Genomic DNA, 25984 nt, shown 5'->3' on the forward strand with positions numbered 1-25984 from the left:
GCCGGATGGCTAAGTAACCTTCGGGAATCGCTCTCGGTGCACGACGTCGGCCAGCGGGGCGCGGCTGCGCCAGTGGTGCCGCTCCAGGTCCGGCACGCTCCGCAGGCTGGCGACCGGGCCGAGGCACAGCCACGCCACCGGGCGGACCTCCGCCGGAATCCCCAGCAGCGAGCGCACGAAATCCTCGCGGTAGAAGCTGACCCACCCCACGCCCAGCCCCTCGGCGGTCGCGGCCAGCCACAGGTTCTGGATGGCCAGGCACACCGAGTACAGCCCGGCGTCGGCGATGGCGTGGCGGCCGAGGACCGCGGGCGAGCCGCGGCGCGGGTCGTAGGTCACCACGACCGAGGCGGCGGACTCCAGGACTCCGTCGATCTTGATGCGGTCGAACGTCTCCCGCCGCTCCCCCGACAGCGTCGCGGCGAAGGCGGAGCGCTCCTGCGACACGTGCGCGTGGAAGGCGGCCTTGGTGGCGGCCGAGCGGATGACGATGAAGTCCCACGGCTGGGTGAGCCCGACGCTGGGCGCGGCGTGCGCGGCGCCCAGCACCCGGGTCAGCGCGGCCTCCTCCAGCGGGGCGTCGGTGAACTCGGCGCGGACGTCGCGGCGGCGCGCGATGGCCTCGTACAGCTCCACGGTCAGTGCGCGGTGTGCCAGGAGCGGCCGAAGCCCACCGACACGTCGAGCGGGACCCGCAGGTCGAAGGCGCCCGCCATCTCCACGCGCACCAGGTCCTCGATCGCCGACCGCTCGCCGTCGGCCACTTCCAGCACCAGCTCGTCGTGGACCTGCAGCAGCATCCGGCTGCGGGCGCCGGTCTCGGACAGCCGCCGCTGCACGCGCAGCATGGCCACCTTGATGATGTCGGCGGCGCTGCCCTGGATCGGGGCGTTGAGGGCCATCCGCTCGGCCATCTCCCGGCGCTGGCGGTTGTCGCTGGTCAGGTCGGGCAGGTAGCGGCGGCGGCCGAAGATCGTCTCGGTGTAGCCCTCCTTGCGGGCCACGCCCACGATCTCGTTCAGGTAGTCGCGGATGCCGCCGAAGGTGGCGAAGTACTCCTCCATCAGCCCGCGCGCCTCCTCGGTGGAGATCCGCAGCTGCCCGGACAGGCCGAACGCCGAGAGCCCGTAGGCCAGGCCGTAGTTCATCGCCTTGATCTTGGCCCGCTGCTCCCCGGTGACCTCGGTGGGCTCGACGGAGAACACCCGGGCGGCGGTGGCGGCGTGGAAGTCGAAGCCGGAGTGGAAGGCCGCGATGAGCGCCTCGTCCTCGGAGAGGTGGGCCATGATCCGCATCTCGATCTGGCTGTAGTCCGCCGACATCAGCTCGGCGCACCCGGGCCCGACGATGAACGCCTCGCGGATCATCCGGCCCTCGGGGGTGCGGATCGGGATGTTCTGCAGGTTGGGCTCGGTGGAGGACAGCCGCCCGGTGGCCGCGATGGTCTGGTTGAACGTGGTGTGGATGCGGTTGTCGTCGCCGACGGACTTGAGCAGGCCCTCGACGGTGATCCGCATGCGCATCGCGTCGCGGTGCTCGAGCAGGTGGCGCAGGAAGGGGTGCTCGGTCTGCTCGTAGAGCGTGGTGAGCGCGTCGGCGTCGGTGGTGTAGCCGGTCTTGGTGCGCTTGGTCTTGGGCATCTGCAGCTCGTCGAACAGCACGACCTGCAGCTGCTTGGGCGAGCCGAGGTTGATCTCCTTGCCGATGACGTCGAACGCGGCCCGCTCGGCGTCGCGGACCCGGGCGCCGAAGTGCGACTCCAGCTCGCTGAGGCGCTCGGTGTCCACGGCGATGCCGTCGGCCTCCAGCTCGGCCAGCACGCGCAGCAGGGGCAGCTCGATCTCGGCGAGGAGCTTGTCCTGGCGCACCTCGGCCAGCGCGGTGTCGAGGGCGTCGGCCAGCTCGGCGATGGCGCGGGCGCGCAGGATCTCCCCGGCGGCCAGCTTGCGCTCGTCCTCGCCCTCCTCGTCGAGCAGGGACAGCTGCTGCTGCCCGTCGGCCTGCTCGACGCGCAGCTCGCGCTGCAGGTAGCGCAGCACCAGGTCGTCGAGGGCGAAGGTGCGCTGGCCGGGCCGCACGAGGTAGGCCGCGAGCGCGGTGTCGGTGGCCAGGCCCGCCAGCTCCCAGCCGCGGTGGCGCAGCGCGTGCAGCGACCGCTTGACGTCGTGGGCCAGCTTGGGCGCGGCCGGGTCGGCCAGCCAGGCGCGCAACGCGGTCTCGTCGGCCTCGGCCAGCTCGACCACGTCGACGTAGACGCCCGCGCCGTCGGTCCCGGACAGCGCCACCGACTTCAGCTCGACGGCCTGCCCGGACACCCCGGCGGACTGATCGCGCAGGGACAGCCCGATCCGCACGCCCGGCCCGGCGTGCTCGGCCAGCCAGGCCGCCAGCTCGCCGGGGGCCAGGGCGCCGCCGCTGACCTCGAAGCCCTCCTCGGCCTCGGGCTCGGCGGTGGCCAGGGTGGCGAAGAGGCGGTCGCGCAGGACGCGGAACTCCAGCTCGTCGAACAGCCGGTGCACGGCGTCGCGGTCCCAGGCCTGCACGGCCAGCTCGTCGGGCTCGACGCCGAGCGGGACGTCGCGCACCAGCTCGGTGAGCTGGCGGTTGAGCACCACGTGGGAGAGGTTGGCCCGCAGCGCGTCGCCGACCTTGCCCTTGACCTCGTCGACCCGGTCGATCAGCCCGTCGAGGGAGCCGAACTGCTGGATCCACTTCATGATCGTCTTCTCGCCGACGCCCGGGACCTTCGGCAGGTTGTCGCTCGGGTCGCCGCGCAGGGCGGCGAAGTCGGGGTACTGCTCGGGGCTGACGCCGTACTTCTCCAGCACCAGCTCCGGGGTGAACCGGGCCATCTCGGAGACGCCCTTGACCGGGTAGAGCACGGTGACCTGGCCGGTCACCAGCTGCAGGGCGTCGCGGTCGCCGGTACAGATGGCCACGTGGTAGCCCTGCGCGGTGGCCTGGGTGGTCAGCGTGGCGATGCAGTCGTCGGCCTCGTAGTTCTCCTTGGACAGCATCGGGATCTGCAGGGCGGTCAGCACCTCCTGGATGAGGCTGACCTGGCCCTTGAACTCATCCGGCGACGCGCTGCGGTTGGCCTTGTAGTCGGCGAACGCCTCCGACCGGAAGGTCTGCCGCGACAGGTCGAAGCACACCGCGAGGTGGGTGGGCGCCTCGTCGCGCAGCAGGTTGATGAGCATGGAGGTGAAGCCGTAGACGGCGTTGGTGTGCTGGCCGGTGCCGGTGGAGAAGTTCTCCTTGGGCAGCGCGAAGAACGCCCGGTACGCCATCGAGTGGCCGTCGATCAGCAGGAGGCGGCGCGCGGGTGTGGTTGGGATCTCGGTCTTCGCAGGCACCCCGCGAGTCTAGGGTGGAGCCCCGACAGCGCTGACGCGTCACCCATCGGAGGGACCCATGAGCAGTCTTGACGGTTTCCAGGTGCACCCGGACGTCGCGGGCCAGCTCCTGGACGACAAGCTGGGGATCAAGGTCACCGAGTGGGACAAGGACCGGCTGGTCGGCACCATGCCGGTGGCCGGGAACCTCCAGCCCTACGGCCTCCTGCACGGCGGCGCCAACGGCGTCCTGGCCGAGACCCTGGGCTCCATCGCGGGCGCGCTGCACGCCCCGCAGGGCAAGTCCGTGGTCGGCGTGGAACTCTCCTGCACCCACCACCGCGCCGCCCGCGAAGGCATCGTCACCGGCGTCTGCACCCCACTGCACGTGGGCCGCACGGCATCGTCCTTCGAAATCGTCATCACCGACGAGTCCGGCAAGCGCACCTGCACCGCCCGCCTCACCTGCATGGCCCTGGACCGCGCCCCCGGCTCGAAGTAGCCGCGCATCGGGCTGTCCCTGGCTCAGTCGAAGGGGACGAGAGCGAGTGGTCCCGAATCCGAAGGCGCGGTGGTGTCGGCCAACAGGCCGATGAGCCGGTCGCGCGCTTCGGTGGCCGCCGTGATCAGGCGATCGCAGGTGTCGGGGTGGGCGAGGACGAGGGTCACGGCGTTGTCGCACCCGACTCGGTCCCCGATCACGACTTCGACGTACTGGTCCACGCAGTGCGCGTCGATCGTGATGGGGCAGTCAGGTGCGTCGAGATGGGTCACGCTTGGCGCAAGAGCAGCTTCAGCGGAGGCAATGGCGGAAACTGCGTCGAGGTCGCAGCTGTTGGAGCTGTCCGGGACAGCAAGAACCCCGGAGGCGCGGTGCTGGTCACGACGGACTTGGGTGACCTGATCGGCGCGGTCAAGGCCGGTCACATCACCCGTCCGTAAAGCCGCACCGGACACGGAAAAGGGCCCGCGACCGAATCTGGTCGCGGGCCCTGTCAATCCGAACTCAGCCCTCGCCGAGGTACGCCGCCCGGACGCGCTCGTCGGCCAGGAGCTCGTGCCCCGGGCCCTCCAGCGTCGTGCGGCCCAGGTCCACCACGTAGCCCCGGTCGGACAGCGCCAGTGCGGCCAGCGCGTTCTGCTCGACCAGCAGGATCGTGGTGCCCTGCGACTTCAGCTCCGAGATCGTGTCGAAGATCCGCTGCGTCATGATCGGGGAGAGGCCCATGGAGGGCTCGTCGAGCATGAGCAGTCGGGGGCGCGACATCATGGCCCGGCCGATGGCGAGCATCTGCTGCTCGCCGCCGGAGAACAGGCCCGCCTTCTGGTTGCGCCGCTCCCCCAGGACCGGGAACAGCTCGTACACGCGGTGCATGTCCTTCTCGACGCCCGCGTCCCGCCGGACGTACGCGCCGAGGTGGAGGTTCTCCTCCACGGTCATGCGCCCGAACAGCCTGCGGCCCTCCGGGCAGTGCGCGATGCCGCGCTCCAGGATGGTGTGCGCCTGCCAGCTGTCCATCGCGGCGCCCTCGAAGAGGATCTTGCCGGACTTCGGCTTCAGCAGCCCGGAGATCGTGCGCAGCGTGGTCGTCTTGCCCGCGCCGTTGCTGCCGATGAGGGACACGATCTGCCCCTCGCCGACGGTGAACGACACGTCGCGGACGGCCTCGATGGCGCCGTAGGCGACGCTGAGGTTCTGCACTTCAAGCAGGGCGCTCATCGCTGTTCTCCCTGACCCTCGTCGCGGACGGGCCGCATGACGGCGGTCTCCTCGGCGTACCCGCGGACCTCGGCCTGGACCTCCTCCGGCGGCTTGCCCAGGTAGGCCTCGATGACCCGCGGGTCCCCCCGCACGACGTCCGGGGTGCCTTCCACGAGCAGTTCGCCCTGCACGAGCACCGAGACGTGGTCGCACAGGGAGAAGATGAACTTCGTGTCGTGCTCGATGACCACCACCGCGATGCCGAGCTCGCGGATGGACAGGATCAGCTGCCGCGCCGCCTCGGTCTCCTGCGGGTTCATGCCCGCGGTGGGCTCGTCCAGCAGCAGCACCGACGGGTCGGTGGCCAGCGCCCTGGCGATCTCCAGCCTGCGCTGGTCGCCGTAGGGGAGGTTGCGGGCCAACTCGTCGTCCACCTTGGACAGGCCGACGAAGTTCAGCAACTCCAGGCTGCGGTCGCGGGCGGCCTTCTCCCCGCGCTTGAACGACGGGCCGTGGAACAGCGAGGCGATGGGGCCCTGCTTCATCCGCGAGTGCCGCCCGACCATCACGTTCTCCAGCGCGGTCATGCTGGGGAACAGCCGGATGTTCTGGAACGTCCGCGCCACGCCCGCCACGGTGACCTTGGCCGGGTCGTTGGGCAGGCTGACCCCGCTGAGCTTCACCCCACCCCGAGTCGGGGTGTACAGGCCGGTGAGGCAGTTGAAGAACGTGGTCTTGCCCGCGCCGTTGGGCCCGATCAGCCCGAGGATCTGGCCCGCGTGCAGGGTCAGGCTCACATCGCGCAGCGCGGTCAGACCGCCGAACACCATGGTCACGTCGCTGGCGACCAGCACAGGCTCGCCGATTCTCGTCGCCGCGCTCATCGGGCCCCCTCCAGCACCTTGGGCTCGTCGTCCTTGGCCAGCTCGGCTCTGCGGTGCGCGTCCGGCACGATCCCTTGTGGACGGAACCGCATGATGAGCACCAGGGCCAGGCCGAACAGCAGCAGCCGCCACTCCGCGAACTCGCGCAGCTTCTCCGGCAGCACCAGCAGCAGCGAAGCGCCGAGCACCGCGCCCGGGATCGAGCCCATGCCGCCGAGGATCACCGCGGCGAGCAGCGTCACCGACTCGATGAACTGGAAGCTGTCATAGGCCACCGTCGAGGTCTTGTGCGCGAACACCGCGCCCGCGACACCGGCCAGCATCGCGCCGATGAGGAAGGCGAGGATCTTCGCCTGGCCGGTCTTGACGCCCATGGCGCGCGCGGCGTCCTCGTCCTCGCGGATGGCGATCCAGGCCCGCCCGATCCGGGAGTCCTTGAGGTTGGCGAACACGACCATGACCAGCGCGACCATCACCACGATGAGCACGTAATAGAGCACACCGGAGGGCAGCTGGATCGAGCCGATCTTGAAGGACTCGTCGAAGGACAGGCCGAACCAGTTGATCGGCGGCACGCCGGGGATGGCGTTCGCGCCGCCGGTCACACCGCCGATGTCGTTCTGCGCGGCTTTTCGGAAGATCTCACCGAAGGCCAGGGTGACGATGGCCAGGTAGTCACCGCGCACCCGCAGCGTCGGCGAGCCGACCACCGCCCCGAAGATGCCCGCGACCACCGCGGCGATCACCACGACGAGCAGGAACGGCAGCTCGATGTCGAAGGCCGCGGCCGCCGCGCCGGAGAAGTTCGCCGCGACGAACGCGCCGATGCCCAGGAACGCGACGTAGCCGAGGTCGAGCAGACCCGCGAGGCCGACGACGATGTTGAGCCCGATCGCGGTCGCGGCGTACACGCCGACGTTGGCCGCGGTCGTCATCCAGTACGCCGTGCCCGCGTCGGTGAACGGCAGCGCGAGCGCGCACAGCAGCAGCACCACGATGCTGAACCACTTGTGCTGGTCGGACAGCGCCGAGATCCACTTGCCGACGCCGGTGCCGTACAGCACGCCGATCGCGGCCGCCACGAACGACAGCAGCGACAGGAACTCCGCGCCCGCGTACGGGTTGCCGACGCCGCCTTGGCCGCCCACGGTGAGCAGCCAGGCCACCATCAGCAGCAGACCGGCGAAGGAGACCAGCAGCACCCCGTACTTCGCCAGGCGGGGCAGGTTGGTCGAGTACTCCGGGATGACCTCGTCCTCACCGGCCTTGCCCGCGAGGATCGCCAGCACAGCGGCGACGACGCCCACGATGCTGCCGAAGGCGAACGTCCCGTCGGCCGCGGTGATGGCGCCGAGGCCGCCGCCGTTGAGGGTGATGAACAAGGCGTTGACCAGCGAGATGCCCAGCAGGCCGAAGCCGAGCGCGCGGGTGGCGCGGTTGCGGGAGGGCAGCGGGGCGAAGGTGAACGCGAGGATGAGCACGCCGACGAGCAGCGTGTGCAGCCGGAACCCGGTGACGGCGAACGGCGCGTCGAAGAACTGCAGCGTGGCCGAGTCCGGGTAGTAGCCCTCGTTCAGCCGGAAGGTGACCCACGGCAGCAGCGCCGCGATGATCGCCAGCACACCGGCGGCGATCGCCAGCGGCTTGATCATCGCGGGCTTGACCACGTCCTTGATCCTGCTCATGCGCGCACCCTTTCCGGCTCGCCGAAGAGGCCCTGCGGCCGGAACACCAGCACCACGATCAGCAGGACGAAGATCCACACCAGGTCGTAGGCGATACCGCCCCACAGGTACTGCCCGGAGAGGGTCTTGATCAGGCCGATGACGAACCCGCCGATCACCGCTCCCTTGATGGAGCCGATGCCGCCGAGCACCGCCGCGGTGAAGGCGAAGATGCCGTACATGAAGCCCAGCTCAGTGTTGACCGCGAGCAGGTGCACTCCGTAGAGGGTGCCCGCCAGGCCCGCGAGGGCGGCGCCGATCACGAACGTCAGGACGATGGTGCGGTTGGGGTTGACGCCCATCAGCCGGGCGGTGTCGGGGTCCTGCGCGGTGGCGCGCATGGCCCGGCCCATCCGGGAGCGGCTGATGTAGGTCTGCAGGATGATCGCGCCCACGATCGAGACGCCGATCAGCAGCAGCGCGGTGGAGCCGATGACGATGGTGCCGCCACCGACCTCGATCAGCCAGATCTTGTCGACGAACACCCGGGGGAAGGGCAGTGCCGCGGTCGCGCCGGGGAAGCCGAGCCGCACGGCCTCCTTGAGGATCACCGACACACCGAGCGCGGTGATCAGCGGTGCGAGTCTTGGCGCGTTCCGCAATGGTCTGTACGCGAAACGCTCCATGATGACCGCGAGGACGACCGCGACGATCGCGCCGCTCAGCGCCATCAGCGGCAGGGCGAACCACCATGCGTCCAACAGGCCCTCGGGGAGCATGTATGTGGTCGCCAGGGCGGCGAACCCGCCCACCATGAACACCTCGCCGTGGGCGAAGTTGATGAGCTGGATGATGCCGTACACCATCGTGTAGCCGAGTGCGATGAGCGCGATCGCTGCGCCGAACACCAGGCCGTTGATCAGCTGCTGTAGCAGCGTGGCCACGTCTACCTCCATGAACGGCGGGGGCAGGCTGGTGCGCCTGCCCCCGCCGCCACATCTCTCAGGGACCGGGAACCGTCAAGTTCCTGGTCAGCCGCCGAAGGTGCCGGTCTTCTCGGCCGCCCAGTCGCCACCGGAGACCTTGTAGACGGTCAGCAGCTTGTTGGTGCTGTCGCCGAAGTCGTCGAAGCTGACCTGGCCGGTCGCGCCCTGCGCCGAGTAGGCCTTGGTGTTCGTGATCAGGCCCTCGCGCTGGTCGTCGCCCCACGTGCCCGCGTCGCCCAGAGTCTTGGCCAGCGAGGTGATGATGGTGTTCGCGGCGTCGTAGGAGAAGGCGCCGTAAGCGGAGAAGCCGTCCTTGTAGCCCTTGGCGTTGTACGCCTCGACGAACGCCTTGGCGCTGTCCAGGGTCTCGGTCGGGGCGCCGACCGAGGTGGCCAGGTCACCGTCCTTGCCGCCCAGCTCGATGAAGCGCGGGTCGAAGATGCCGTCGCCGCCCATGACCGGGACGTCCAGGCCGGCGTCCTTCATCTGCTTGGACAGCGGGCCCGCCTGCGGGTACTCGCCGCCGTAGTACACCGCGTCCGGCTTCGAGCCGCGGATGGAGGTGATCGCGGAGGAGAAGTCGGTCTCCTGCTCGCCGACGCGGGCGGTGGCGGCGATCTTGGCGCCGTTCTTCTCCGCCTGCTTCTTGAACTCCGCGGCCAGGCCCTCACCGTAGGTCTTGCCGTCGGTGATGATGGCGATGTTCTTCTTGCCCGCGTCCTTGACCAGGTAGTCCGCGGCGAACGGGCCCTGCAGCGCGTCGGTGGCGCAGACCCGGAAGTAGTTGTCGAACTGGCGCTTGGGCGCGGTGGCGTACTCGGCGCCCATCGTCAGGGTCGGGCTGGTGTTCGCGGGCGAGACCATCAGGACCTTCTTGCCCGCCAGGATCGGCTGCACGGTCTGGGCCACCGACGAGTTCAGCGTGCCGATGACCGCCACGACGTCCGGGTTGGACGACAGACGGGTCGCCGCCTGGCCGCCGACCTGCGCGGTGGCCTGGTCGTCCTCGGTCTGGACCTTGATCTCATAGCCCTTGACCGTGCACTTCTCGTTGGCCTGCTCGGCAGCGAGCTCCGCGGAGTTCTTGATGCCCAGGCCGAGCGCGGACAGACCACCGGACTGCGGCGCGATCACGCCGATGACCAGGGTGCCCTTGCTGAAGTCACACGCCTGACCCCCGTTGGCACCCTGGCCGGGCTCCTCGGTCTTGTTGGTGCCACAGGCTGCGAGCAACAACGCGCCGGCGACCAGCACACCGGCCTTCACCGTCTGGTTACGCACGTGATGTCCCTTCTCCGCTTGCGTTCGACAATGCGGGTAGAGCATGCCGAACCTCGCCCTCCTACCTAATGGAGGGTTGGGGCGGAACGTAATGACAGAACGCGGTGTAGTCACGCTCCAGGGCTGCTCGTGACCAGACTGCAACGAAAGTGAGCGCCCGCGTCCGCACGCCGGACAGCCCGGCCGGAACTCGGCGACACCGCGCTGTTTCGAGTTCGCAATACGGGGTGACCTGGGAGGCTGTCCCCGATCTAGGCTGCGGGGGTGCCCGAGCGCAAGCGCCTGCTGGCCGGGGTGGCGGGGGCCGCCCTGCTGGTCGCCGCCATCCTGGTCTTGCGCACTCCCAGTGACGACGCTCCGGCAACCGAGATGATGCCCCCATCGCCTGAACGGGTGATGCGCTATTCGGCGGACTCGGTGGTGATTCCGGCGCCCGGCCGGGCCCCCGACCCGCCGCGCGCCGTCCGCGTGACGCCGGGGCCCACCTGGCAGACAGTCGCGTGGACGGGCTCCGCGCCGGGGTACGAGGTGCGCTGGCCGGGCGGGACCCGGCTGGTGACCGAGCCGGAGGTCCAGCTCGACGGCGTGGCGGCGGGAACGCCGATCTCGGTGCGGTCGGTGGACGCCTTCGGGCAGCACTCGGCGGCGGCCGAGGTGACCGGCGCGTCCGGTCCGGGTGATTCCTCGTGGCGTTCCGGACTGACCGGCTTCACCGACGACTTCGCCTCCGACGGCTCCGTCCGGTCGGATCTGCCGGGCTCGCGCTGGCACCTGTCCGGATATCGAGGGTGTGTGGACATCGGCGAGCGGTCGCGGGGCGCGGGGCTGTCGATCGAGCTGGGGTGCGGGTCGGACGTGGCGATGCTGCGGGCGCGCTCGCCGCTGCGGCTGGTCGGCGGGGCGGGCCGGGTGGCGGTGCTGACCGACGCGGCCGGGCCGGGCGGGGCGCTCACCGTCGACCTGGTGCCGGGTCCGGCCGACCGGGTGGGCGCGGAGGTGACCGAGGGCGCGGTGCGGGCTGTGCTGGATGACGGTGGGCCGCGCGTGCTGCCCGGGGGTTCCGCGGGGCTGGTGGTGCCGCGCGGGGCGGGGGTGCTGCACCTGGTCGAGGTCGAGGTGGGTCCGTCGGGAGTGGTGCTGCGGCAGGACGGGCGCGTGGTGGCCTCGTCGTCTTCTGTGCCCGCGTGGGACGAGGCTTACGTGGTGGTGGGGGTGCGGGGGCCGTCGGGGCGCCGGGCGCGCGTGCGTCTGGCGGGGGCGGGGTTCACCGGTCCGGCGGTAGCGGTGCCCTCAGTGGTGGAGGTGCCGATCACCGTGGCCACCCGGCGGGTGCTCGGGCCGGACGAGGAGGCCCCGCGGCTGGGCATCGCCCGGCGTCCGCTGGCCACGGCCACGGCGGCGCGGGTGGTGGCGACGGTGTCCGTGCCCGCCGGGATGGCCCCGTCGGGGATGACCGTCCAGTTGGGACCGGACCGCGTGCCCGCCCGGCCTGCCACCGCGGTGTCCGCGGGCCCGGGGGCGGTGGTCACCGTGATCGCCGACGTGCCCGCGCGGCTGCTGGGCCCCACGGGTCCGCACTCGCTGTCCCCGCTGGCGGTGCGCGCGCCCGGAGCGGGTCCCGGGGCGATGGTGCTGGAGTCGTATTTGGAGATCGAGCCCGGCGCCGGGGCCACGTTCCCGACCGAGCCCAGGCGGGCGTTCTTCCCCGTGGTCGACGCGCTTCCCGCGACCACGGTGACCTTGGGGGACTCGGCGGGCAAGCCCCTGGCAGGCGCCACCGCCGCGCCGCAGGGGCGCCTGGTGCTGGACGTGCGGCTGGACGGGCGGGCGGCCCAATGGGACACCGGCACGCTGGCGGGGGTGATCGGCTTCGAGGTACGGCTGGACGGGCGGCTGGTGGCGGCCGTGCCCACGGCGGTGGACGGCCCCTCCCCCGGCGGCGACTACGCCGTGGCGCTGGCCTTGGGTGGTTTGGCGCAGGGCGGCCACGTCCTGGAGACCCGGGTGCTGGGGCCAGGCGTCAGCTCGTCCACCATGAGCCGGTTCCGGATCAGGTGATGTGCTCCAGCACGGCTTCGGCGACGGCCTTCATGGTGGTCCTGCGGTCCATCGCCGTGCGCTGGATCCACCGGAACGCCTCGGGCTCGCTGAGGCCCTGCTTGGTCATCAGCAGCCCCTTGGCCCGCTCGATGACCTTGCGCGTCTCCAGCCGCTCGGTCAGCCCCGCGACCTCGTTCTCCAGCGCGTGCAGCTCCGCGAACCGGCTGACCGCCAACTCGATCGCGGGCACCAGGTCGTGCTTGGCGAACGGCTTGACCAGGTACGCCATCGCCCCGGCGTCGCGCGCCCGCTCCACCAACTCCCGCTGGCTGAACGCCGTCAACATCACCACCGGCGCGATCCGCTCCCGCGCGATCATCGTCGCCGCGTCGATCCCGTCCATCCGCGGCATCTTGACGTCCATGATCACCAGGTCCGGCCGCAACTCCCCCGCCAGCCGCACGGCCTCCTCGCCGTCCCCGGCCTCCCCCGCGACCTCGTAACCCTCTTCCCGCAGCATCTCGACCAGGTCCAGCCGGATCAAAGCCTCATCCTCAGCGACCAGCACACGGCGCGCGACGGGGCCTGCCTGCGCCTCGGCAGCCAACTCGCTCACCGGGTCCTCCTGTTGGGGTTAGCGACCACGAATCGGGAAGTTGCAGCCTACCGCCGCCCGACCACCCCCCGACGTCACCACCACAGTGACACCGCCGACACCCACCCCACCCCGATCCCCTAAACTCTCCCCCGCGCCCCCGTAGCCCAACCGGCAGAGGCAACGGATTCAAAACCCGTCCAGTGTGAGTTCGACTCTCACCGGGGGCACCAGCACTTCCTCGCCGCGACCTGCGCAAACACCCCCATTAGTTGATCATGCCCTGTCCGGGCGTGACCGGCTCTAGGCAGCCCCTCCGCGGCTACCCGCCCCTTATTTCCCCCCAAGTTTTGGGGTCGGGGTCCACGTCCAGTCCCAGCTCAGCCTCGATGCGTCGGCGAGCCGCACCTTCCAGCCCGATGATCACCTTCGCGTAGACCGTGTGCAGGACCGTCACCGAGTGCCCCGCCCGCGCCGCGCACTGAGCCGACGGCACACCCGCGGCAAAGCCACGTCGACACACACGCATGCCGGAGGTCATAAGGCCGCCGAGCCAACGACGACGCGTACTCCTCCTCCGACAACACAGCCCGACGCGCCCTGCTGGAACTGCTGCCGCGCACCGCGCTGCGCTGGAAGCCGGTGCTCTCGGTGGCGACCGGCGGGATCGGCGGGATCGGCGAGACGTCATCCGCCCCGCACGGCGTGGCAACCCAGTTCTTCAGCCTGACCTGTCTCTTCTTCGGACAAGACCTCGCGGACCGGGGCCAGTCCGACGGCCAAGCCCTCGACCAGACCGAGCCTCGTTGCCTGCGTGCGGTCCAACGTCACCAGCACGGTGTCCGCGCCGACCTCGACGACCACGCGCACCTCGAAGCCGATCCGGTTCACCCGGACGACGCGGCCCCGCACCCCCGTGCCGTCCAGCCGCACGTCGATGTCGTGGGGGCGGACAAGGGCGTCGCCGAGGCGGGTGGTCGGGCCGAGGAAGCTCATGACGAACTCGTTGGCGGGCCGGTCGTACAGCTCGTCGGGCGTGCCGACCTGCTCGACCTTGCCCTGGTTGACGACGACGATCTCGTCAGCGACCTCCAGCGCCTCCTCTTGGTCGTGGGTGACGAACACCGTCGTCACCTGGACCTCGTCGTGCAGGCGGCGCAGCCATTCGCGCAGTTCCTTGCGGACCTGGGCGTCCAGCGCGCCGAACGGCTCGTCGAGCAGCAGCACGCGCGGCTCGACGGCCAGCGCGCGGGCCAGGGCCATGCGCTGACGTTGGCCGCCGGAGAGGTGCGCGGGCAACCGGTGGGCGAACTGCTCCAGCCGCACCAGGTGCAGCAGTTCCTCTACCCGCGCCTTGATCTCGGCGGCGGGCCTGCGGCGGATCTCCAGCCCGAAGGCTATGTTGCGGAACACCGTCAAGTGCTTGAACGCCGCGTAGTGCTGGAAGACGAACCCCACGCCGCGCCTGCGCACCGGTATGTCCGTGGCGTCCGCACCGTCGATCAGCACCGAGCCGGTGTCGGGGCGCTCCAGCCCGGCGATGACCCTGAGCAGCGTGGACTTGCCGCCGCCGCTGGGGCCGAGCAGCGCCGTCAGCCCGCCGGTCGGCACCTCGACGGACACGTCCTCCAACGCGACGAACGAGCCGAACCGCTTGCCGACACCGCGGACCTGGATGCTCATGAGCCCTCCTTCGGGCGGATGACGGACACCACGACCAGGCAGAGCACCGCGGCGAAGGCCAGCAGGAACGCCGTGGCGTACGCGGTGGACTGCTCGAAGTCCTGGTACTTCTGCTCGACCACGAGCGTCGCGGTCTGCGTCCGGTTGATCAGGTTGCCGGACACGATCTTCACCGCGCCGAACTCGCCGAGCGAGCGGGCGAGGCTGAGCACGACGCCGTACACCACGGCCCAGCGGACCGCGGGCAGCGTGATCCGGCGGAACACCTGCCACCCCGTGGCGCCGAGCGTGCGCGCGGCCTGCTCCTGCTCATCGCCGATCTCGTGCAGCACCGGCACGACCTCGCGGATCACCAGCGGCAGCGCGATGAACACCGTGGCCATCACCATGCCGGGCATGGCGAACACGACCTGGAACCCGGCACCCTCCAGCGTCGGCCCGAACCAGCCGTCGACGCCGCCGTAGACCAGGAGGATGGCCAGGCCGACGACGACCGGCGACACCGACAGCGGCAGGTCGAGCAACACCGACAGCAACCGCCGCCCGGGGAACCGGTGGCGCACCAGCAGGAGCGAGATGCCCACGCCGAACACGGTGTTGATCACCACGGCCACGAACGCGACCTGCGCGGTGAGCCACAGCGCGTTGAGCACCACCGGGTCCGACAGCGCGACGTGGAGCGCCTCGGCCCCGTCGCCGAAGGTGTTGTGCGCCACCAGCGCCACGGGCCAGATCACGAGGAGGAACAGGTAGACGACCACGATCGAGCGCAGCGAGTTCTTAATCACGGCCGGCCACCTTCCGCTGGATGATGTCCAGCACCGCGATCGCGACGAGCGCGATGACCAGCAGCACGGCGGCGACCGCGCACGCGGCGGCGAGGTCGCCGTTCTCGATGTGGCTGAGGATGCGCACCGACGCCACCTCGGTGCGCAGCGGCAGGTTGCCCGACAGCAGCACGAGCGAGCCGTACTCGCTGATGCCCCTGGCGAACGACATCGCCGCGCCCGCCGCGATCGCCGGGGTCAGCGCGGGCAGGATGATCCGCCGGAACGTCACCACCCTGCTCGCCCCGAGCGAGGCCGCCGCCTCCTCGACCTCGGGGTCCAGCTCAGCCAGCACCGGCTGCACGGTCCGCACGACGAACGGCAGCGTCACGAACAGGAAGGCGAGGAACACCGCGGTCCGCGTGTTCGCGATGTCGACGCCGACCGGGCTGCGCGGTCCGTAGAGGGCGAGCAGGACCAGGCCCGCGACGATCGTCGGCAGGGCGAAGGGGATGTCGATGACGACTTCGAGGACCTTCTTGCCGGGGAACTCGTCGCGTACCAGCACCCAGGCGATCAGCACGCCCATGACCACGTTGACCCCGGTGACGATCAGCGCCTGGATGACGGTGAGCCGGATCGCGGCGAAGGTCTGCTCGTCGGTGACCGCCCGCCAGAACGCGCCCCAGCCGCCTGCGGCGGTCTCCACCAGCACCGCGGTCAGGGGGATCAGGACCAGCCAGGCTGAACCAGAGCGTGGCCAGACCGAGCCCGAGCGCCGGACCGCGGCCCATGGTCCGGCGGGCGAGCATCGCCGTCATGACCCGCTGATCTCCTTCTGGACCTTCGTGATGATGCCGTCATCGCCGAAGAACTTCTCGTTGGCCGCGGGCCAGCCGCCGAAGTCGTCGGTGATGGTCTGCAGCTTCCTGGGCGTGGGGTACGGGTTGGCCGGGTCGTTGGCGCCGGGCACCTCGACGCTGATGCCCTGGACCAGCGGGCGGAAGCCGACCTTGGCGTACTCGGTCTGGCCGGTCGCGCCCAGCGCGAACTCCAGCCACTTGGCGGCCTTCGGGTCGGCGTCCTTGAGCACCGCGCCGGGTTCTCGATCAGCAGCGTGGTGTCCGGGACGACGTAGTCGAAGTCCTCGCCGTTCTGCCGGGCCAGGATGGCCTCGTTCTCGTAGGTGAGCAGGACGTCGCCGGTCCCGCCGGTGAACGCCGTCGTCGCGTCGCGACCGCTGCCGGGCAAGGCGACGACGTTGGTGAAGAACTTGGTGATGAACGCCTGCGGGTCCTGGCCGGTGACCTCGGCGTGGCCGTACGCGGAGAGGATGTTCCACCTGGCGGAACCCGAGGAGCCCGGGTTGGGGGTGACGATGCCGATGCCCGGCTTGGTCAAGTCGTCCCAGCCCTTGACGCCCTTGGGGTTGCCCTTGCGGACAGCGATCACCACGATGGAAGTGGAGACGATGCCCTTGGACGGACCGGCGTTCCACTCCGGCGCGACGAGCCCGGCATCGACCAGGCGGGTGACGTCGCCCTCCAGGGAGAAGTGCACGTAGTCGGCCTTCAGGCCGCCCGCCACCGCGCGGCTCTGGTCGCCGGAGGCCCCATAGGACTCCTCCCAGACCACGCCCTCGCCGTCGGCGGTCTTGGCCCACTCCTTCTGGATGGCGTTGTTCGCCGCCTTGGGCACGGCGAAGCCGACCAGCGACAGCGTCGTCCCCCCGCTCGCGCCGGTCCCGGTGCCGCAGGCGCTCAACGCCAGCGCCAGCAGGGCCGCTCCGATCGTTCTCTTCCGCACGTGATCCTCCCGCGTCCGTTGGTTCGGGGAGGAACCGTATGAGCGCGGCCATTTTTTGGAAAGGCATCCCATATTGTGGATGTGTCAGGATTGGAGCGTGTCTGAGGTGCAAGAATCCGAGTCGAGATCCGGGACGCAGGCCATCGAGCGGGCCCTGGCGATCCTGCGCTGCTTCGAGAGCGGCGAGCGCACCCAGGGCATCAGCGAGCTGGCCAGGCGCACCGGCCTGACGGTCAGCACCACCCACCGGGTGACCAGGGCGCTGGCGGACGGCGGCCTGCTCATGCAGGTTCCGCGCGGCGACCGCTACCAACTCGGCCCGACCCTGGCCGTGCTCGGCGCGCGGGCGTCGGACCAACTCGGCTACGAGCAGGCGCTGCCGCTGCTGGCCGAGCTGGCCGAGAGCACCGGCGAGTCGGTCAACCTGGGCATCCGCACCGACCAGGACGTGCAGGTCGTGCTGGACGTGCCGTCCAGCCAGCCGCTGCGCTTCGACCAGGTGCCCGGCTCCCGCGTCCCGCTCTACACCTCGGCGATGGGCAAATGCCTGCTCGCCGCCGCCGACGACCTGGAGTCCGAGGTCGCCGCCCTCGGCGAGCTGGTGGCCCACACCGACCGCACGGTCGTCGACGCCGAAGCGCTGCTGGCCGACCTGCGCGGCGTCCGCGACCGCGGCTGGGCCCTCAACGACGAGGAGCGCAACCCGGGTGTCCGGGCGCTGGCCGTCGGGGTGCGCTGCGACCACGGCACGGTCGCGGCGATCGCCGTGCAGGGGCCGTCAGTCCGGCTGACCGAGGACCGCTTCGCCACCCTCGCCAACCAGCTCACCCACGTCGCCCGCCGCGTCGCACTCCTGCTCGCGGGAACTAGGTGAACGCCGGGGAGCCGCCATCGACCACGGGCAGGCCCTCGGCTTCCCAGGCGCGGAAGCCCCCGATCAGGTCGGTCGCGTTGCGCAACCCGATCCGGCGCAGGTCGCGAGCGGCCAGGCTCGACGCGTAGCCCTCGTTGCAGAACACGATCACCGTGCGCTCCGCGGCGACCTCAGGCAGCCGGTGCGAACCCGCGGGGTCCAGCCGCCACTCCAGGACGATGCGCTCGATCGGCAACGCGCCCAGGATCTCGCCCTCGGCGAGCCGGTTGAAGTACGGCCGTATATCGATCAGCAGCGCACCCTCCCGGGCCAGGGCGTGCGCCTTCAACGCGTCGACCCGCTCGATCTCACTCCGGGCCCCGGCAAGGAACAGGTCCACGCTCACGCCATCTCCAGGACGACGGTGCCACGTTGCGCGGGCAGCGACACCCGGCGCGGCGGCAGCGGCGGGATCTCGCCCGGGATGTCGGCCAGGCCGGCGTACTCCCGGGGTTCGACCAGCGGAGGTGAGTAGGCGTGCACGCTCAGCGCGGGCGCCTCGGACCTGTTGGCGACGACATGTGCCCACCCGGCACCGAACGCGATCGTCTCCCCCGCCCGCACCACCCCGTTCCTTTCCACCTGCCGCGGATAGCGATAGTGCTCGGTGAGCTCGCCTCGGACCACGGTGAACGAGCCCGCCGCCCCACCGTGGTCATGCGGACGGGTGCCCTGGCCGGGCAGCCAGGACAGCAGCCACAGCTCGACGCCTCCGGTCAGGGCCAACCGTGCCCACCACCGCGACTCCGAGTCGTACTGGGCGAACTCGGCCAACTCGGCGCCCAGTTGGGCGCTGACGCGCCGGGTCAGGGAGCGCAACTGGCGGACCGACCAGACATCCCTGGCCGGGAGCGGCAACACCTCGGAAACCTTCATGGCCAGAGGCTGACACAGCTCCCTTCAGTTTGGCATACCCTTCCACAATATGGAATCAGTCGTTCGATCGTGGTTGTGACCCCGTGCTCGGCACCACCACACCACCGCCCGGGACCGATTTACCAGTACGCGATTCGAGCGGAATGTGCCGCAGGAGTAGCAAGGGCGGAACAGGTCAGGGATGTGGCGATGATCAACCAGCGTCCGCGTCGAAGTCACACCGGCCCGTCGACGCCTCGTAGAACATGTGCCTCATGACGCGACAGTTCCCGGCGAAGGACCGCCCAGGCAGAGGTGCCTGGCTCGGACCGCTCTCGTTGTGCCTCGGCCTGCTCAGCTGGCCCGCCCTGGCCGGGGGGACGGTCCTGGCGGTGAGCGCGATGGCGTGCGGCGCGTGGTCGATGACCACCAAGACCGAGTACCGCCTGGACTGGACCGCCGTCGCAGGCACGTGCATCGCAGCCCTCCAACTCCTCCTCTCCCTGGTATTGCTGGTCATGGACGTCACCGGGCACTAGGAGGTCGGCGGCTGGGGTGCGCCAGCGCATCTGGCCACCCGGTCGTGTCGCGTCTGGAACGCAGACAACGGCTACCCGTCCCGCTTCACACGCTCCTGCTCGACCTGTCACCCGACGCTGACCGATGCTCCGGGCACCGGCCGCCTACGCAGGCCTCGGGACGTCGCCCCTTGCGCCGCGCATCCGATCCCGCAGTTTGCGCGAAATTCGTTCACCGCGTAGTCGTCGGTGTTCTTCCGGGTGCGCCTGCGGGTTCCATGCCGTCGTCGTCGCGGCGGTGCAGCGCCACGACTCCGCCGGAGACCGCACCGGTGAGGTTCGCGCCGGCCGCGGCGGCGAACCGCGCGGCCGCTGGTGTGCCGTGGTCAGCGGATGCGCACGGCGAGGACGGCGATGTCGTCGTCGTGGGCGGGGGCGTTGGTGGTCATGGCGGTGAGGATGTGCTCGACGTGGTCGGCGGCGGTTGCGGTTGGATGGCGGGCGTGGCGGGCGAGGGTTGCCATGGCGGTGTCGAGGTCGTGTCCGCGGCGTTCGATGAGGCCGTCGGTGTAGAGCAGCAGGGTGGCCCCGGGTCGCAGGGTGATGCGCTGGTTGCGACGGGGGCGGTTGAGCAGCTGGGGAAAGCCGAGCAGGGGGTCGGTGCCGTGCAGCAGGCCGCTGCCGCGGTCGGGTCCGATCAGGACCGGCGGCGGGTGCCCGGCGTTGCTCCAGGTCAGTGACCACCGGCCGGTGCCATCGCCCAAGGGGTGCAGGTAGGCCAGGATCGCGGTGCCGGTGGCCACCCCCAGGCCGTGGGAGGCGTGGTCGAGGCGGGTCAGCGCGGCGGCCGGGGAGTCCTCGGGCTGGTGGTCCCAGCAGGTTTGCCGCAGCATGGCGCGCAATTGGCCCATGCCGGTGGCGGCGTGGATGTCGTGTCCGGTGACGTCGCCGACCACTAGCGCCACGGGACCCGGCGTGGTGATGTCCGGTTCCCCGGTGCCCGGTGTGGTGGTGTTCGGATTCAGGGGCAAGGGGAAGGCGTCGTACCAGTCGCCGCCGACCAGTTCGGTGTCGGTGGCCGCCCGGTAGCGCGCGGCGATGTCCAAACCGGCCAGTCGAGGCAGCTCGCTGAGCATCGCGTCCTGCAGCTCCCGCGCCACCGCGATGCGGCTCTGCAGCCGCCGGGCGCGCTGCAGGGCGATGCCGACATAGCCTGCCAGGCTGACGATCACGGCCAGCTCGGCGGGGTCGGCTTCGTGCGGCTGATCCCAGACGAACTCCAACACGCCGAGCATCCCGTCAACGCCGCTGATCGGGACGGCGGCGACGGCCCGCAGCCCGGCGTCGAGGTAGGACCGCGCGGCCATCTCGGACAAGCCCGCGCGGTCGGCGCTGCGCAGGTCGGCGTGGTGGATCAGCCGGTTCTCGCGCACGACCTGCGCGATCAGGCCGGATTCGTTCGGGTCGAACTGGTTCCACTGGCCCGACGTGGTGGGCCGGTCCGGACCCGGGGTCGGGTCGTGCCGGTCCTCGGCGGCGGCGCGGGCACCCAGGTCCTGGGTGAGGAACAACTCGACCCGGGCGGGCTTGACGTCGCTGGCGATGAGCTGGTCGACGTGGTTGCGCAGCTCGACGACGCTGGGAGCGTCGGCGAGGTCTTCGGCGGCGCTGAGCAGCAGCTGCGCGCGGCGCAGCGCCGCGCGGACACGGCGCTCGTTTTCACCGTTGGCGCCTGCCCCGCTCACAACGCACCACCCCGGCGCCCGTGTTCAAGAACGCGGCGACCGCGGCGGCCGACCGCACACTCGCCACCGACGCCAGCACCCGCGCCGCGCCCACCCGAACCACCCCATCGCGGACAGTTTCCCGAGTCGACCTTCCGCCGAAGATCAACGGGTCAGGTCGCCTCTCACGCTACCGCAGATGGTGTGCCGCTACCTGCGACAACTCGCCAACGCCGGATTCCCCGCGAATGTGCTCGCGGGCCTGACGCCCCCTCACCTGACACAACAACGGCAGGAACGGCACCATCGCCGCGCACCGGCGATCATCGGTTTGCAGTTGCCTGCTCTGCCACTGATTCGCATTCCATACGCTGATCGGGTGACAGCAGTGGCGCACTGTTCACCCGTTGATGGCTGTGCCATTGAACCGCCGCAGGTCACCGCGTTGCCGCGGGGAGACCGATGGCGGGAACCAAACACGGTGTCGAGCATCTTCTGGTTAGTTCCAACCAGTTCCATCAGGATGCTCGACGATGATCCACACTGTGCCGGTGGTTCTCTTCCGGCTGGTTCGCGCCGCGATCACCGCACTGGCGGGCAGCGTCATCACCCTCGCACAGCTCAACCTGCCGAGCAGGAACCTGTGGGAGGGGCGGGCCGTCCTGCTCTACGCGAGCGTGATCGTGATCGCGGCGTTCGTCTGCTACGACGCGGTCAGGTCGGTTGATCAGGCGATTCAGACGAGCAAGATCCGGGCTTACGATCGCAGGCTCCGCGCCGCGTTGAGCGCCACGGTCGCCTCCATCGTGGATGAGTTCGGCACGCCGTGGGACGAGATCGCGGTCTACCACTACCAGGTCACCTGGTTCTGGCGGTGGCGGCGGCTCAGCAAGGTCGACGGGGTTCGCGCTGGTGCGTCGACCGCCGACGTGCAGCCGTACTACAAGGTCGGGAAGGGCTTGGCGGGAACTTCGTTCAACGAACAGGTGCTCCTCGCCGAGGAGTGGCGCGACTTCGTCCAGCGGGCGATCACGCTGAACCCCGCTGGATGGGACCGGCTCGACGAGCGCGACCGGTACGGGTTGAACTGGGGGGAGCTGATGCGGTCCGAGCGGCCGCTGGGACTGGTGGCGAACCCGGTGTTCGACCCGCAGGGCAAGCCGAGCGGGTGTGTCGTAGTGAGTGGGCCGATGAAGTTGACCGAGTTGTCAGGGCACGAGATGCGTCAGATCCTGTCCGACGCCGCGACGGAGATCCAGCTCATGGGACCGGCGCCCCGAGGGTGGTGGAGCTTCAATGGCCGATGATCAGGTGTCCGGAGGTGTCCGGGCCGAACCGGCGCGCGCCGACGGCGTCTCCAGCAGGTTCGCCACCCTGTTGGAGAAGTACGGGGCGGGCCCGGAAGCGGTGCGGGCCGCCCGGGACCAGGTGGTCGACCGCCCGCCCGTGTTCTGGCGAATGGAGAGCGCCCGCACCGGCTCACCCCGGGAAGCTCCTCCGCGTCACTCGATGGCGACTCCTCGACCTCGACGGTGGAGCCTGTCGGCTCTCACCGGCGCCGACCCCACGCTGCTGCGTGATCTTCCCGGCACCAGGCTCCGGTACACCACGTTGGGCGCGTCGATGGTGGTCAGCGCACTGGTCGCGGCGGCGTCAGTGTGGCTGAGCCTGACCCAACTCGGATTCGGGCCGATCGCCGGGGTCCTGGGGGGAATCGCGTTCGGCGTCCTCGTCCTCGTGCTGGAGCGGGTGACGGTCGTGTCGCTCGTCGGCCACGGCGCGACGAGGATCAGCAGCTTGCGGAAGCTGCTGACGCTGCTCCCGCAGGTCGCGTTCGGTGTTCTCACCGCGATTGTCATCTCCGTGCCGCTGGTCCTCTCGGTCTTCAGACCCGAGATCAATAAGCAGCTCCTCATCACCCGTTCCGAGCAGACCGTGCAGATTCAGAAACAGGTGGAGGGGGAAAGGAAGGCCAGGCGACTCCCGTTGGAGCGAGAACTCGACCTCACGACGGATGCCGGCGCACGCGAGGACCTCGCTCTACGGCTCGTGGAGGTTGACACCGATGCCGCGAGACTTCGGAGTGCCGCGATCGCCGAGATCAACGATTCGTCGAGCGGTCTGCTCGCCCGGCTGGAGGCACTTTCCGAGCTGCGATCCGCGAGCTCCACGCTCGACGCGGCGGCGTGGACGCTCGTCGGCACGTTCGCGCTGATCTCGTTCATGCCGACGCTGCTCGCGAGCGTGCAGCGGTTCCAACCCGCCAACGCATACGACCTTCTGATCCGAGTCCGCGAACAATACGTTCCACGCGAACGGGAACTGGACGAGCTCCGCGAGCAGGTCCGCGTGGTCTCGGACGTCGCCGACCGGGAAGACGTGGAACTCCCCGCCATCGAGTCCCTCAGCGCCCGTCTCGAAACCCTGACCGAGACCATGAACAGGGAGAAGGAGGAAGTACTCGGCCAGGTCATCGATCTCGACACACGTCGCAACCGCAAGGCGAGTTGACCTCGATCACGTCGAACTGGGTGTCCGGTCTGGTGAGGGGTGTCAACCCGTTACGGGTCCAGCACCGGTGTCGCTGCGCGGTGCGGCCACGGCGCCGTCGGCCAAGGCGTCGGTCAGAGCCTGCGCGTCGCCCGCGTGGTGCTCGGCCAGCTCGGCGATCATGGTGGCGGGCAGGGGTTCGCGCACGGCGATGGCGCAGGTGGTGATCGCGACGTCGTGGCATCTGGATGACGCTGGTCAGCGATATCGGGCGATCACCTTCGTGTGGGTCAGTTCGCCGTCGATGGTTGTCGAGGTCTGGATTTCGGTTTCCGACACCCAGCTCCAGACGTACCGCGCCTGTTTTCCCGGTTGGCAGACCATCCACAGGGGTTCCCTGCCGTTGAAAACCGGAGCGCCGGTGTAGGTCGTGCAGATGTCGCCGGTGGCCAGGTCCATCCGCCATTCGATGGCGCTCATGAGGTCCTCGTACAGCAGTGGTTCCGGCACCGAGAACACCACCGCCTCCCGACTCGACCAGCAGGCGACCCGCAGGCCGGCGGGGTGGAGGAAGCACGGGTCGTAGGTGGCGCCGTTGGCGGTGCACTCCCAGGCGTCGTGGCGTTCGGTGACCGCCGACTCGAACTCGCAGTGCGCCGTGCCCGCGGCGGGGGGAAAGCGCTCGGACCATGGGTCGTACACCGGGATGTCATGGGCGTACTTGGGCGGCCCGCTGGTCGGCGGGGGCGGCTCGGGCGGGGTCGCGGCGAAGACGGGTGGCGCGTGGCTGATCCAGGATTCCACCTCGCCGGTGAGCAGGGTCGTGGAGCCGGAGACCGCGATGTCGCGGACGGTCCCGATGGTGTGCGGCAACCGGTTCCAGCCCGACCCGGTGGCGGAGGTCCAGACGTAGCTGGTGCCGTTGGCGGCATCGGCGGTCGAAACGTGACCGACCGCGAGGAATCCGTCGCCCCAGTGGCGGATCTCGTCGAGGACGCGCTGCGCGGCGGGCAGGACGGCGGGATCGCCGAGCCTGCCGGGGTCGATCCCGGCTCGCCGCCACACCCCATCGCGGTGGAACCAGAGCTGCTGCCCTGTCGAGTCGAAGGCCTGGGTCACCACGACGACCGTGGAACCGTTGCCGGACATGCCCTCGACCCGGCCCTCCGGCATACCGGGGCCGATGTCGGACCAGTCGACGCCGTCCGGGGAGGCGTAGAGCGCGGGCGGTCGGATCACGTTCTCGACCGGGACCGACTCGCTCCCCAACCCGAGTCCGGGAACCACCAGGAAGCCGTCCGGGGTGGCCACCGCCATCAGTTCGCTGCGTGGCACCACCGCCGCGGCCTCGGGCAGCGGTGCGGGCGGCCCGAAGGAGTGGCCGTCCGGGGAGTGCCAGACCGTGATCCCGGCGTGCTCCGGGTCGCTGGCGACGACGATCACCCCGCGTGGTCCCGCGGCCATGGCGAGTTCCAGCTTGGCGTCAGGCGCGGTCTCGCGCAGCACGGAGGGCCGCCAGTGGTCGCCGTCCTCGGTGCGCCAGACGATGAGCGCGGTCGCCGTCCAGCCGAGGACATGGGCCACCGCGCCGTGCGCGGCTGTGGCGACATGGGTCCGGATGCGGACCGGTTCCGTAGGACGCCAGGCCCGGCCGTCGTTCGACACCGCGAGGGTGTCGCCCGCAGCCAGAAAGCCACCGTCCCACCCGTCCACAGCACCCGGCACTGACTCGGCCCGCGTCCACCGAGGTTCATCGGGCGGTGCCGCGCAGGCGGCCAGCAGGAGCAGGACGGCAATCAGCAGTCGGGTCGCCATATGTACTCCCGGTCCAGGCACAACTCCCGTGAGCCGGTGACGGCGGCCGTGCGGAACGGCCTGCCGCCGTCGTCGAGCACCAGTTCCTCCGACGTGGAGCCAGAGGTCCACTTCAGGCGCAGCCGCCACTCCACCACAGCCGAGGTGACCAGCGGCGTCACGATCAGTTGCTCCGGCTCGGCGTGATCGATCCGGTAGGGGAAGCCCGCGGTGCCGGGCTCGGGCGCGACCGCGGGCCGCGGCCGGTCCAGGTCGAGGCCGTACCGCCGGGGCCAGACCTCACTGGCACACCCCGCCCGCAGGAACAGCGCGGCAGGCGGCGGTGCCCGTCGGACGACCTCGACCTCGACCGACTGAAGGACGACGGCGGTGCCACTCGTCCCCTGCACAGTCACGATCACCGCCGCGCCCGACGCCCGGACCGCCTCGGCCGGCGGCGTATATCCGACGCTCGGGATCGCTCGCTGCCCGTCGTCGGGGACGACCCACCCCGACTCGCAGTCGACCTCGTCGTACCGGACCACCGCACCGAGCGGCGACTCCGGCCGCTGGGGAGCCGCATCGTGCCCGTTGGCGACGATCATGACCAGGCCCGCGGCCAGCAGCACCGCGACGGCCGCCAGCGCGATCACCCCGCGGCGGTCGTAGGAGTCCCCGAAGTGAACGTCGCGGGCCTTGCGCGTCTGGAAAGCCGTGCCAACGTCGCCGTCGATACGGTTCCGGGTTCTGTCAGCGATGAACCGAGGATAGAGACGAACGGCGAATTGATCTTTCCCCCGATCGAGGGTTGTCGCCTGCCAGTGGTGTCAGGTCCGGCGACCGGATCGCCAGGCCATGCGTCGGGCCCAGAGCAAGCGCGTCGACGTCGCTGGCGCAGCATCGTCAGGAGCACGTCACGTTGGTCGTCGAGCCAGGACTGGTCCACC

At 70.3% G+C, this 25984-nt stretch carries 26 protein-coding genes, 1 tRNA gene and 2 pseudogenes; 9 read left to right on the top strand and 20 right to left on the bottom strand.

The features are described from left to right. Positions 1 to 9: 9 nt before the first annotated feature. Positions 10 to 642, bottom strand: a complete 633-nt coding sequence (gene bluB / locus ACTG9Q_RS22345) for a 5,6-dimethylbenzimidazole synthase (RefSeq protein ID WP_455575050.1) — start codon at positions 640 to 642, stop codon at positions 10 to 12. Then, positions 639 to 3356: a DNA polymerase I gene (gene polA / locus ACTG9Q_RS22350; protein WP_455574809.1), complete on the bottom strand. Its 2718-nt coding sequence runs from the start codon at positions 3354 to 3356 to the stop codon at positions 639 to 641. Before polA ends, bluB begins: the two co-directional genes overlap by 4 nt. A 31-nt stretch (positions 3357 to 3387) precedes the next feature. Here polA and ACTG9Q_RS22355 point away from each other — a divergent pair, with 31 nt between their 5' ends. Further along, entirely contained in the window at positions 3388 to 3837 is a 450-nt protein-coding gene (locus ACTG9Q_RS22355; protein WP_455575051.1) for a hotdog fold thioesterase, read from the top strand. Positions 3838 to 4100: 263 nt separating this feature from the next. Beyond that, complete coding sequence (locus ACTG9Q_RS22360) at positions 4101 to 4277, top strand: DUF397 domain-containing protein (protein ID WP_455575052.1); 177 nt, start codon at positions 4101 to 4103, stop codon at positions 4275 to 4277. A gap of 64 nt (positions 4278 to 4341) precedes the next feature. On the opposite strand, the gene ACTG9Q_RS22365 is transcribed toward ACTG9Q_RS22360, so the two are convergent. The 5 genes from ACTG9Q_RS22365 to ACTG9Q_RS22385 all read right to left on the bottom strand — a co-directional run bounded on the left by ACTG9Q_RS22365 (position 4342) and on the right by ACTG9Q_RS22385 (position 9852). Further along, positions 4342 to 5055 carry an ABC transporter ATP-binding protein gene (locus ACTG9Q_RS22365; protein WP_455574810.1) on the bottom strand — a complete coding sequence of 238 codons (714 nt, stop codon included), beginning with the start codon at positions 5053 to 5055 and terminating at the stop codon, positions 4342 to 4344. Continuing rightward, positions 5052 to 5921 (bottom strand): ABC transporter ATP-binding protein, encoded by an 870-nt coding sequence (locus tag ACTG9Q_RS22370; protein WP_455574811.1) that lies wholly within the window; start codon positions 5919 to 5921, stop codon positions 5052 to 5054. Before ACTG9Q_RS22370 ends, ACTG9Q_RS22365 begins: the two co-directional genes overlap by 4 nt. Then, positions 5918 to 7606: a branched-chain amino acid ABC transporter permease gene (locus ACTG9Q_RS22375; RefSeq protein WP_455574812.1), complete on the bottom strand. Its 1689-nt coding sequence runs from the start codon at positions 7604 to 7606 to the stop codon at positions 5918 to 5920. Before ACTG9Q_RS22375 ends, ACTG9Q_RS22370 begins: the two co-directional genes overlap by 4 nt. Continuing rightward, a complete protein-coding gene (locus tag ACTG9Q_RS22380) occupies positions 7603 to 8529 on the bottom strand; it encodes a branched-chain amino acid ABC transporter permease (RefSeq protein WP_455574813.1) in 927 nt (308 codons plus the stop codon). Before ACTG9Q_RS22380 ends, ACTG9Q_RS22375 begins: the two co-directional genes overlap by 4 nt. Positions 8530 to 8616: 87 nt before the next feature. Further along, positions 8617 to 9852 carry a branched-chain amino acid ABC transporter substrate-binding protein gene (locus tag ACTG9Q_RS22385; RefSeq protein ID WP_455574814.1) on the bottom strand — a complete coding sequence of 412 codons (1236 nt, stop codon included), beginning with the start codon at positions 9850 to 9852 and terminating at the stop codon, positions 8617 to 8619. A 264-nt stretch (positions 9853 to 10116) separates the two neighbouring features. On the opposite strand from ACTG9Q_RS22385, the gene ACTG9Q_RS22390 reads away from it, so the two are divergent. Continuing rightward, a complete protein-coding gene (locus ACTG9Q_RS22390) occupies positions 10117 to 11910 on the top strand; it encodes a hypothetical protein (RefSeq protein WP_455574815.1) in 1794 nt (597 codons plus the stop codon). Here ACTG9Q_RS22390 and ACTG9Q_RS22395 read toward each other — a convergent pair. After that, on the bottom strand, positions 11903 to 12508 hold the full coding sequence (locus tag ACTG9Q_RS22395; protein ID WP_455574816.1) for an ANTAR domain-containing response regulator: 606 nt from the start codon (positions 12506 to 12508) through the stop codon (positions 11903 to 11905). The two genes, ACTG9Q_RS22390 and ACTG9Q_RS22395, sit on opposite strands and share 8 nt — an antisense overlap. A 135-nt stretch (positions 12509 to 12643) precedes the next feature. Between ACTG9Q_RS22395 and ACTG9Q_RS22400 the strand changes: the two genes are divergently transcribed. Then, positions 12644 to 12720, top strand: a tRNA-Leu gene (locus ACTG9Q_RS22400). A gap of 89 nt (positions 12721 to 12809) precedes the next feature. Here the strand turns inward: ACTG9Q_RS22400 and ACTG9Q_RS22405 are convergent. The 6 genes and pseudogenes from ACTG9Q_RS22405 to ACTG9Q_RS22430 all read right to left on the bottom strand — a co-directional run. After that, positions 12810 to 13086, bottom strand: a pseudogene (locus ACTG9Q_RS22405) (tyrosine-type recombinase/integrase); the annotation flags it as partial. A gap of 88 nt (positions 13087 to 13174) precedes the next feature. Beyond that, positions 13175 to 14170, bottom strand: a complete 996-nt coding sequence (locus ACTG9Q_RS22410; RefSeq protein ID WP_455574817.1) for a sulfate/molybdate ABC transporter ATP-binding protein — start codon at positions 14168 to 14170, stop codon at positions 13175 to 13177. Beyond that, positions 14167 to 14958, bottom strand: coding sequence for a sulfate ABC transporter permease subunit (locus ACTG9Q_RS22415; protein ID WP_455574818.1), 792 nt, complete (start codon positions 14956 to 14958; stop codon positions 14167 to 14169). Before ACTG9Q_RS22415 ends, ACTG9Q_RS22410 begins: the two co-directional genes overlap by 4 nt. Further along, complete coding sequence (gene cysT, locus ACTG9Q_RS22420) at positions 14951 to 15676, bottom strand: sulfate ABC transporter permease subunit CysT (RefSeq protein WP_455575053.1); 726 nt, start codon at positions 15674 to 15676, stop codon at positions 14951 to 14953. Before cysT ends, ACTG9Q_RS22415 begins: the two co-directional genes overlap by 8 nt. A gap of 78 nt (positions 15677 to 15754) precedes the next feature. Next, positions 15755 to 16030, bottom strand: coding sequence for a hypothetical protein (locus ACTG9Q_RS22425; protein WP_455575063.1), 276 nt, complete (start codon positions 16028 to 16030; stop codon positions 15755 to 15757). 53 nt (positions 16031 to 16083) lie between these two features. Beyond that, positions 16084 to 16635: pseudogene (locus ACTG9Q_RS22430) on the bottom strand (substrate-binding domain-containing protein); the annotation flags it as partial. On the opposite strand from ACTG9Q_RS22430, the gene ACTG9Q_RS22435 reads away from it, so the two are divergent. After that, positions 16610 to 16747, top strand: coding sequence for a hypothetical protein (locus tag ACTG9Q_RS22435; protein ID WP_455575064.1), 138 nt, complete (start codon positions 16610 to 16612; stop codon positions 16745 to 16747). The pseudogene ACTG9Q_RS22430 and the gene ACTG9Q_RS22435 overlap by 26 nt on opposite strands. A gap of 93 nt (positions 16748 to 16840) precedes the next feature. Next, positions 16841 to 17617, top strand: a complete 777-nt coding sequence (locus ACTG9Q_RS22440; RefSeq protein WP_455574819.1) for an IclR family transcriptional regulator — start codon at positions 16841 to 16843, stop codon at positions 17615 to 17617. Here ACTG9Q_RS22440 and ACTG9Q_RS22445 read toward each other — a convergent pair. Beyond that, positions 17610 to 18002 (bottom strand): rhodanese-like domain-containing protein, encoded by a 393-nt coding sequence (locus ACTG9Q_RS22445; protein ID WP_455574820.1) that lies wholly within the window; start codon positions 18000 to 18002, stop codon positions 17610 to 17612. The two genes, ACTG9Q_RS22440 and ACTG9Q_RS22445, sit on opposite strands and share 8 nt — an antisense overlap. Further along, on the bottom strand, positions 17999 to 18532 hold the full coding sequence (locus ACTG9Q_RS22450) for a cysteine dioxygenase (RefSeq protein ID WP_455574821.1): 534 nt from the start codon (positions 18530 to 18532) through the stop codon (positions 17999 to 18001). The genes ACTG9Q_RS22445 and ACTG9Q_RS22450 overlap by 4 nt, the downstream gene beginning before the upstream one ends. Before the next feature lie 254 nt (positions 18533 to 18786). Here ACTG9Q_RS22450 and ACTG9Q_RS22455 point away from each other — a divergent pair, with 254 nt between their 5' ends. Continuing rightward, the gene (locus ACTG9Q_RS22455; RefSeq protein WP_455574822.1) at positions 18787 to 19050 is read left to right on the top strand and encodes a hypothetical protein; all 264 of its coding nucleotides are present in this window, start codon (positions 18787 to 18789) and stop codon (positions 19048 to 19050) included. 365 nt (positions 19051 to 19415) lie between these two features. Here ACTG9Q_RS22455 and ACTG9Q_RS22460 read toward each other — a convergent pair whose 3' ends face one another. Continuing rightward, positions 19416 to 20774 (bottom strand): PP2C family protein-serine/threonine phosphatase, encoded by a 1359-nt coding sequence (locus ACTG9Q_RS22460; protein WP_455574823.1) that lies wholly within the window; start codon positions 20772 to 20774, stop codon positions 19416 to 19418. A gap of 530 nt (positions 20775 to 21304) precedes the next feature. Here ACTG9Q_RS22460 and ACTG9Q_RS22465 point away from each other — a divergent pair. Both ACTG9Q_RS22465 and ACTG9Q_RS22470 read left to right on the top strand, forming a co-directional pair. Continuing rightward, a complete protein-coding gene (locus ACTG9Q_RS22465; RefSeq protein ID WP_455574824.1) occupies positions 21305 to 22060 on the top strand; it encodes a hypothetical protein in 756 nt (251 codons plus the stop codon). Further along, complete coding sequence (locus tag ACTG9Q_RS22470; protein ID WP_455574825.1) at positions 22050 to 23264, top strand: DUF4407 domain-containing protein; 1215 nt, start codon at positions 22050 to 22052, stop codon at positions 23262 to 23264. Before ACTG9Q_RS22465 ends, ACTG9Q_RS22470 begins: the two co-directional genes overlap by 11 nt. Before the next feature lie 42 nt (positions 23265 to 23306). Here the strand turns inward: ACTG9Q_RS22470 and ACTG9Q_RS22475 are convergent, their stop codons facing one another. The 3 genes from ACTG9Q_RS22475 to ACTG9Q_RS22485 are packed head-to-tail and all read right to left on the bottom strand — an operon-like array spanning position 23307 to position 25690. Continuing rightward, positions 23307 to 23450 (bottom strand): hypothetical protein, encoded by a 144-nt coding sequence (locus ACTG9Q_RS22475; RefSeq protein WP_455574826.1) that lies wholly within the window; start codon positions 23448 to 23450, stop codon positions 23307 to 23309. Between the two features lie 51 nt (positions 23451 to 23501). Then, positions 23502 to 25058 (bottom strand): hypothetical protein, encoded by a 1557-nt coding sequence (locus tag ACTG9Q_RS22480; protein ID WP_455574827.1) that lies wholly within the window; start codon positions 25056 to 25058, stop codon positions 23502 to 23504. Then, positions 25040 to 25690, bottom strand: a complete 651-nt coding sequence (locus ACTG9Q_RS22485) for a hypothetical protein (RefSeq protein ID WP_455574828.1) — start codon at positions 25688 to 25690, stop codon at positions 25040 to 25042. The genes ACTG9Q_RS22480 and ACTG9Q_RS22485 overlap by 19 nt, the downstream gene beginning before the upstream one ends. Positions 25691 to 25984: the final 294 nt, after the last annotated feature.

It is taken from the genome of Actinokineospora lacus, assembly GCF_053813445.1.

What these genes read in the sequence shown, in the direction of transcription:
- ACTG9Q_RS22360 (WP_455575052.1), top strand. Translation starts at nt 4,101, where the DNA reads ATGGGTCACGCTTGGCGCAAGAGCAGCTTCAGCGGAGGCAATGGCGGA.
- ACTG9Q_RS22365 (WP_455574810.1), bottom strand. Translation starts at nt 5,055, where the DNA reads ATGAGCGCCCTGCTTGAAGTGCAGAACCTCAGCGTCGCCTACGGCGCC.
- ACTG9Q_RS22370 (WP_455574811.1), bottom strand. Translation starts at nt 5,921, where the DNA reads ATGAGCGCGGCGACGAGAATCGGCGAGCCTGTGCTGGTCGCCAGCGAC.
- ACTG9Q_RS22375 (WP_455574812.1), bottom strand. Translation starts at nt 7,606, where the DNA reads ATGAGCAGGATCAAGGACGTGGTCAAGCCCGCGATGATCAAGCCGCTG.
- ACTG9Q_RS22410 (WP_455574817.1), bottom strand. Translation starts at nt 14,170, where the DNA reads ATGAGCATCCAGGTCCGCGGTGTCGGCAAGCGGTTCGGCTCGTTCGTC.
- ACTG9Q_RS22435 (WP_455575064.1), top strand. Translation starts at nt 16,610, where the DNA reads ATGGCGTTGTTCGCCGCCTTGGGCACGGCGAAGCCGACCAGCGACAGC.
- ACTG9Q_RS22450 (WP_455574821.1), bottom strand. Translation starts at nt 18,532, where the DNA reads ATGAAGGTTTCCGAGGTGTTGCCGCTCCCGGCCAGGGATGTCTGGTCG.
- ACTG9Q_RS22455 (WP_455574822.1), top strand. Translation starts at nt 18,787, where the DNA reads ATGACGCGACAGTTCCCGGCGAAGGACCGCCCAGGCAGAGGTGCCTGG.
- ACTG9Q_RS22470 (WP_455574825.1), top strand. Translation starts at nt 22,050, where the DNA reads ATGGCCGATGATCAGGTGTCCGGAGGTGTCCGGGCCGAACCGGCGCGC.
- ACTG9Q_RS22480 (WP_455574827.1), bottom strand. Translation starts at nt 25,058, where the DNA reads ATGGCGACCCGACTGCTGATTGCCGTCCTGCTCCTGCTGGCCGCCTGC.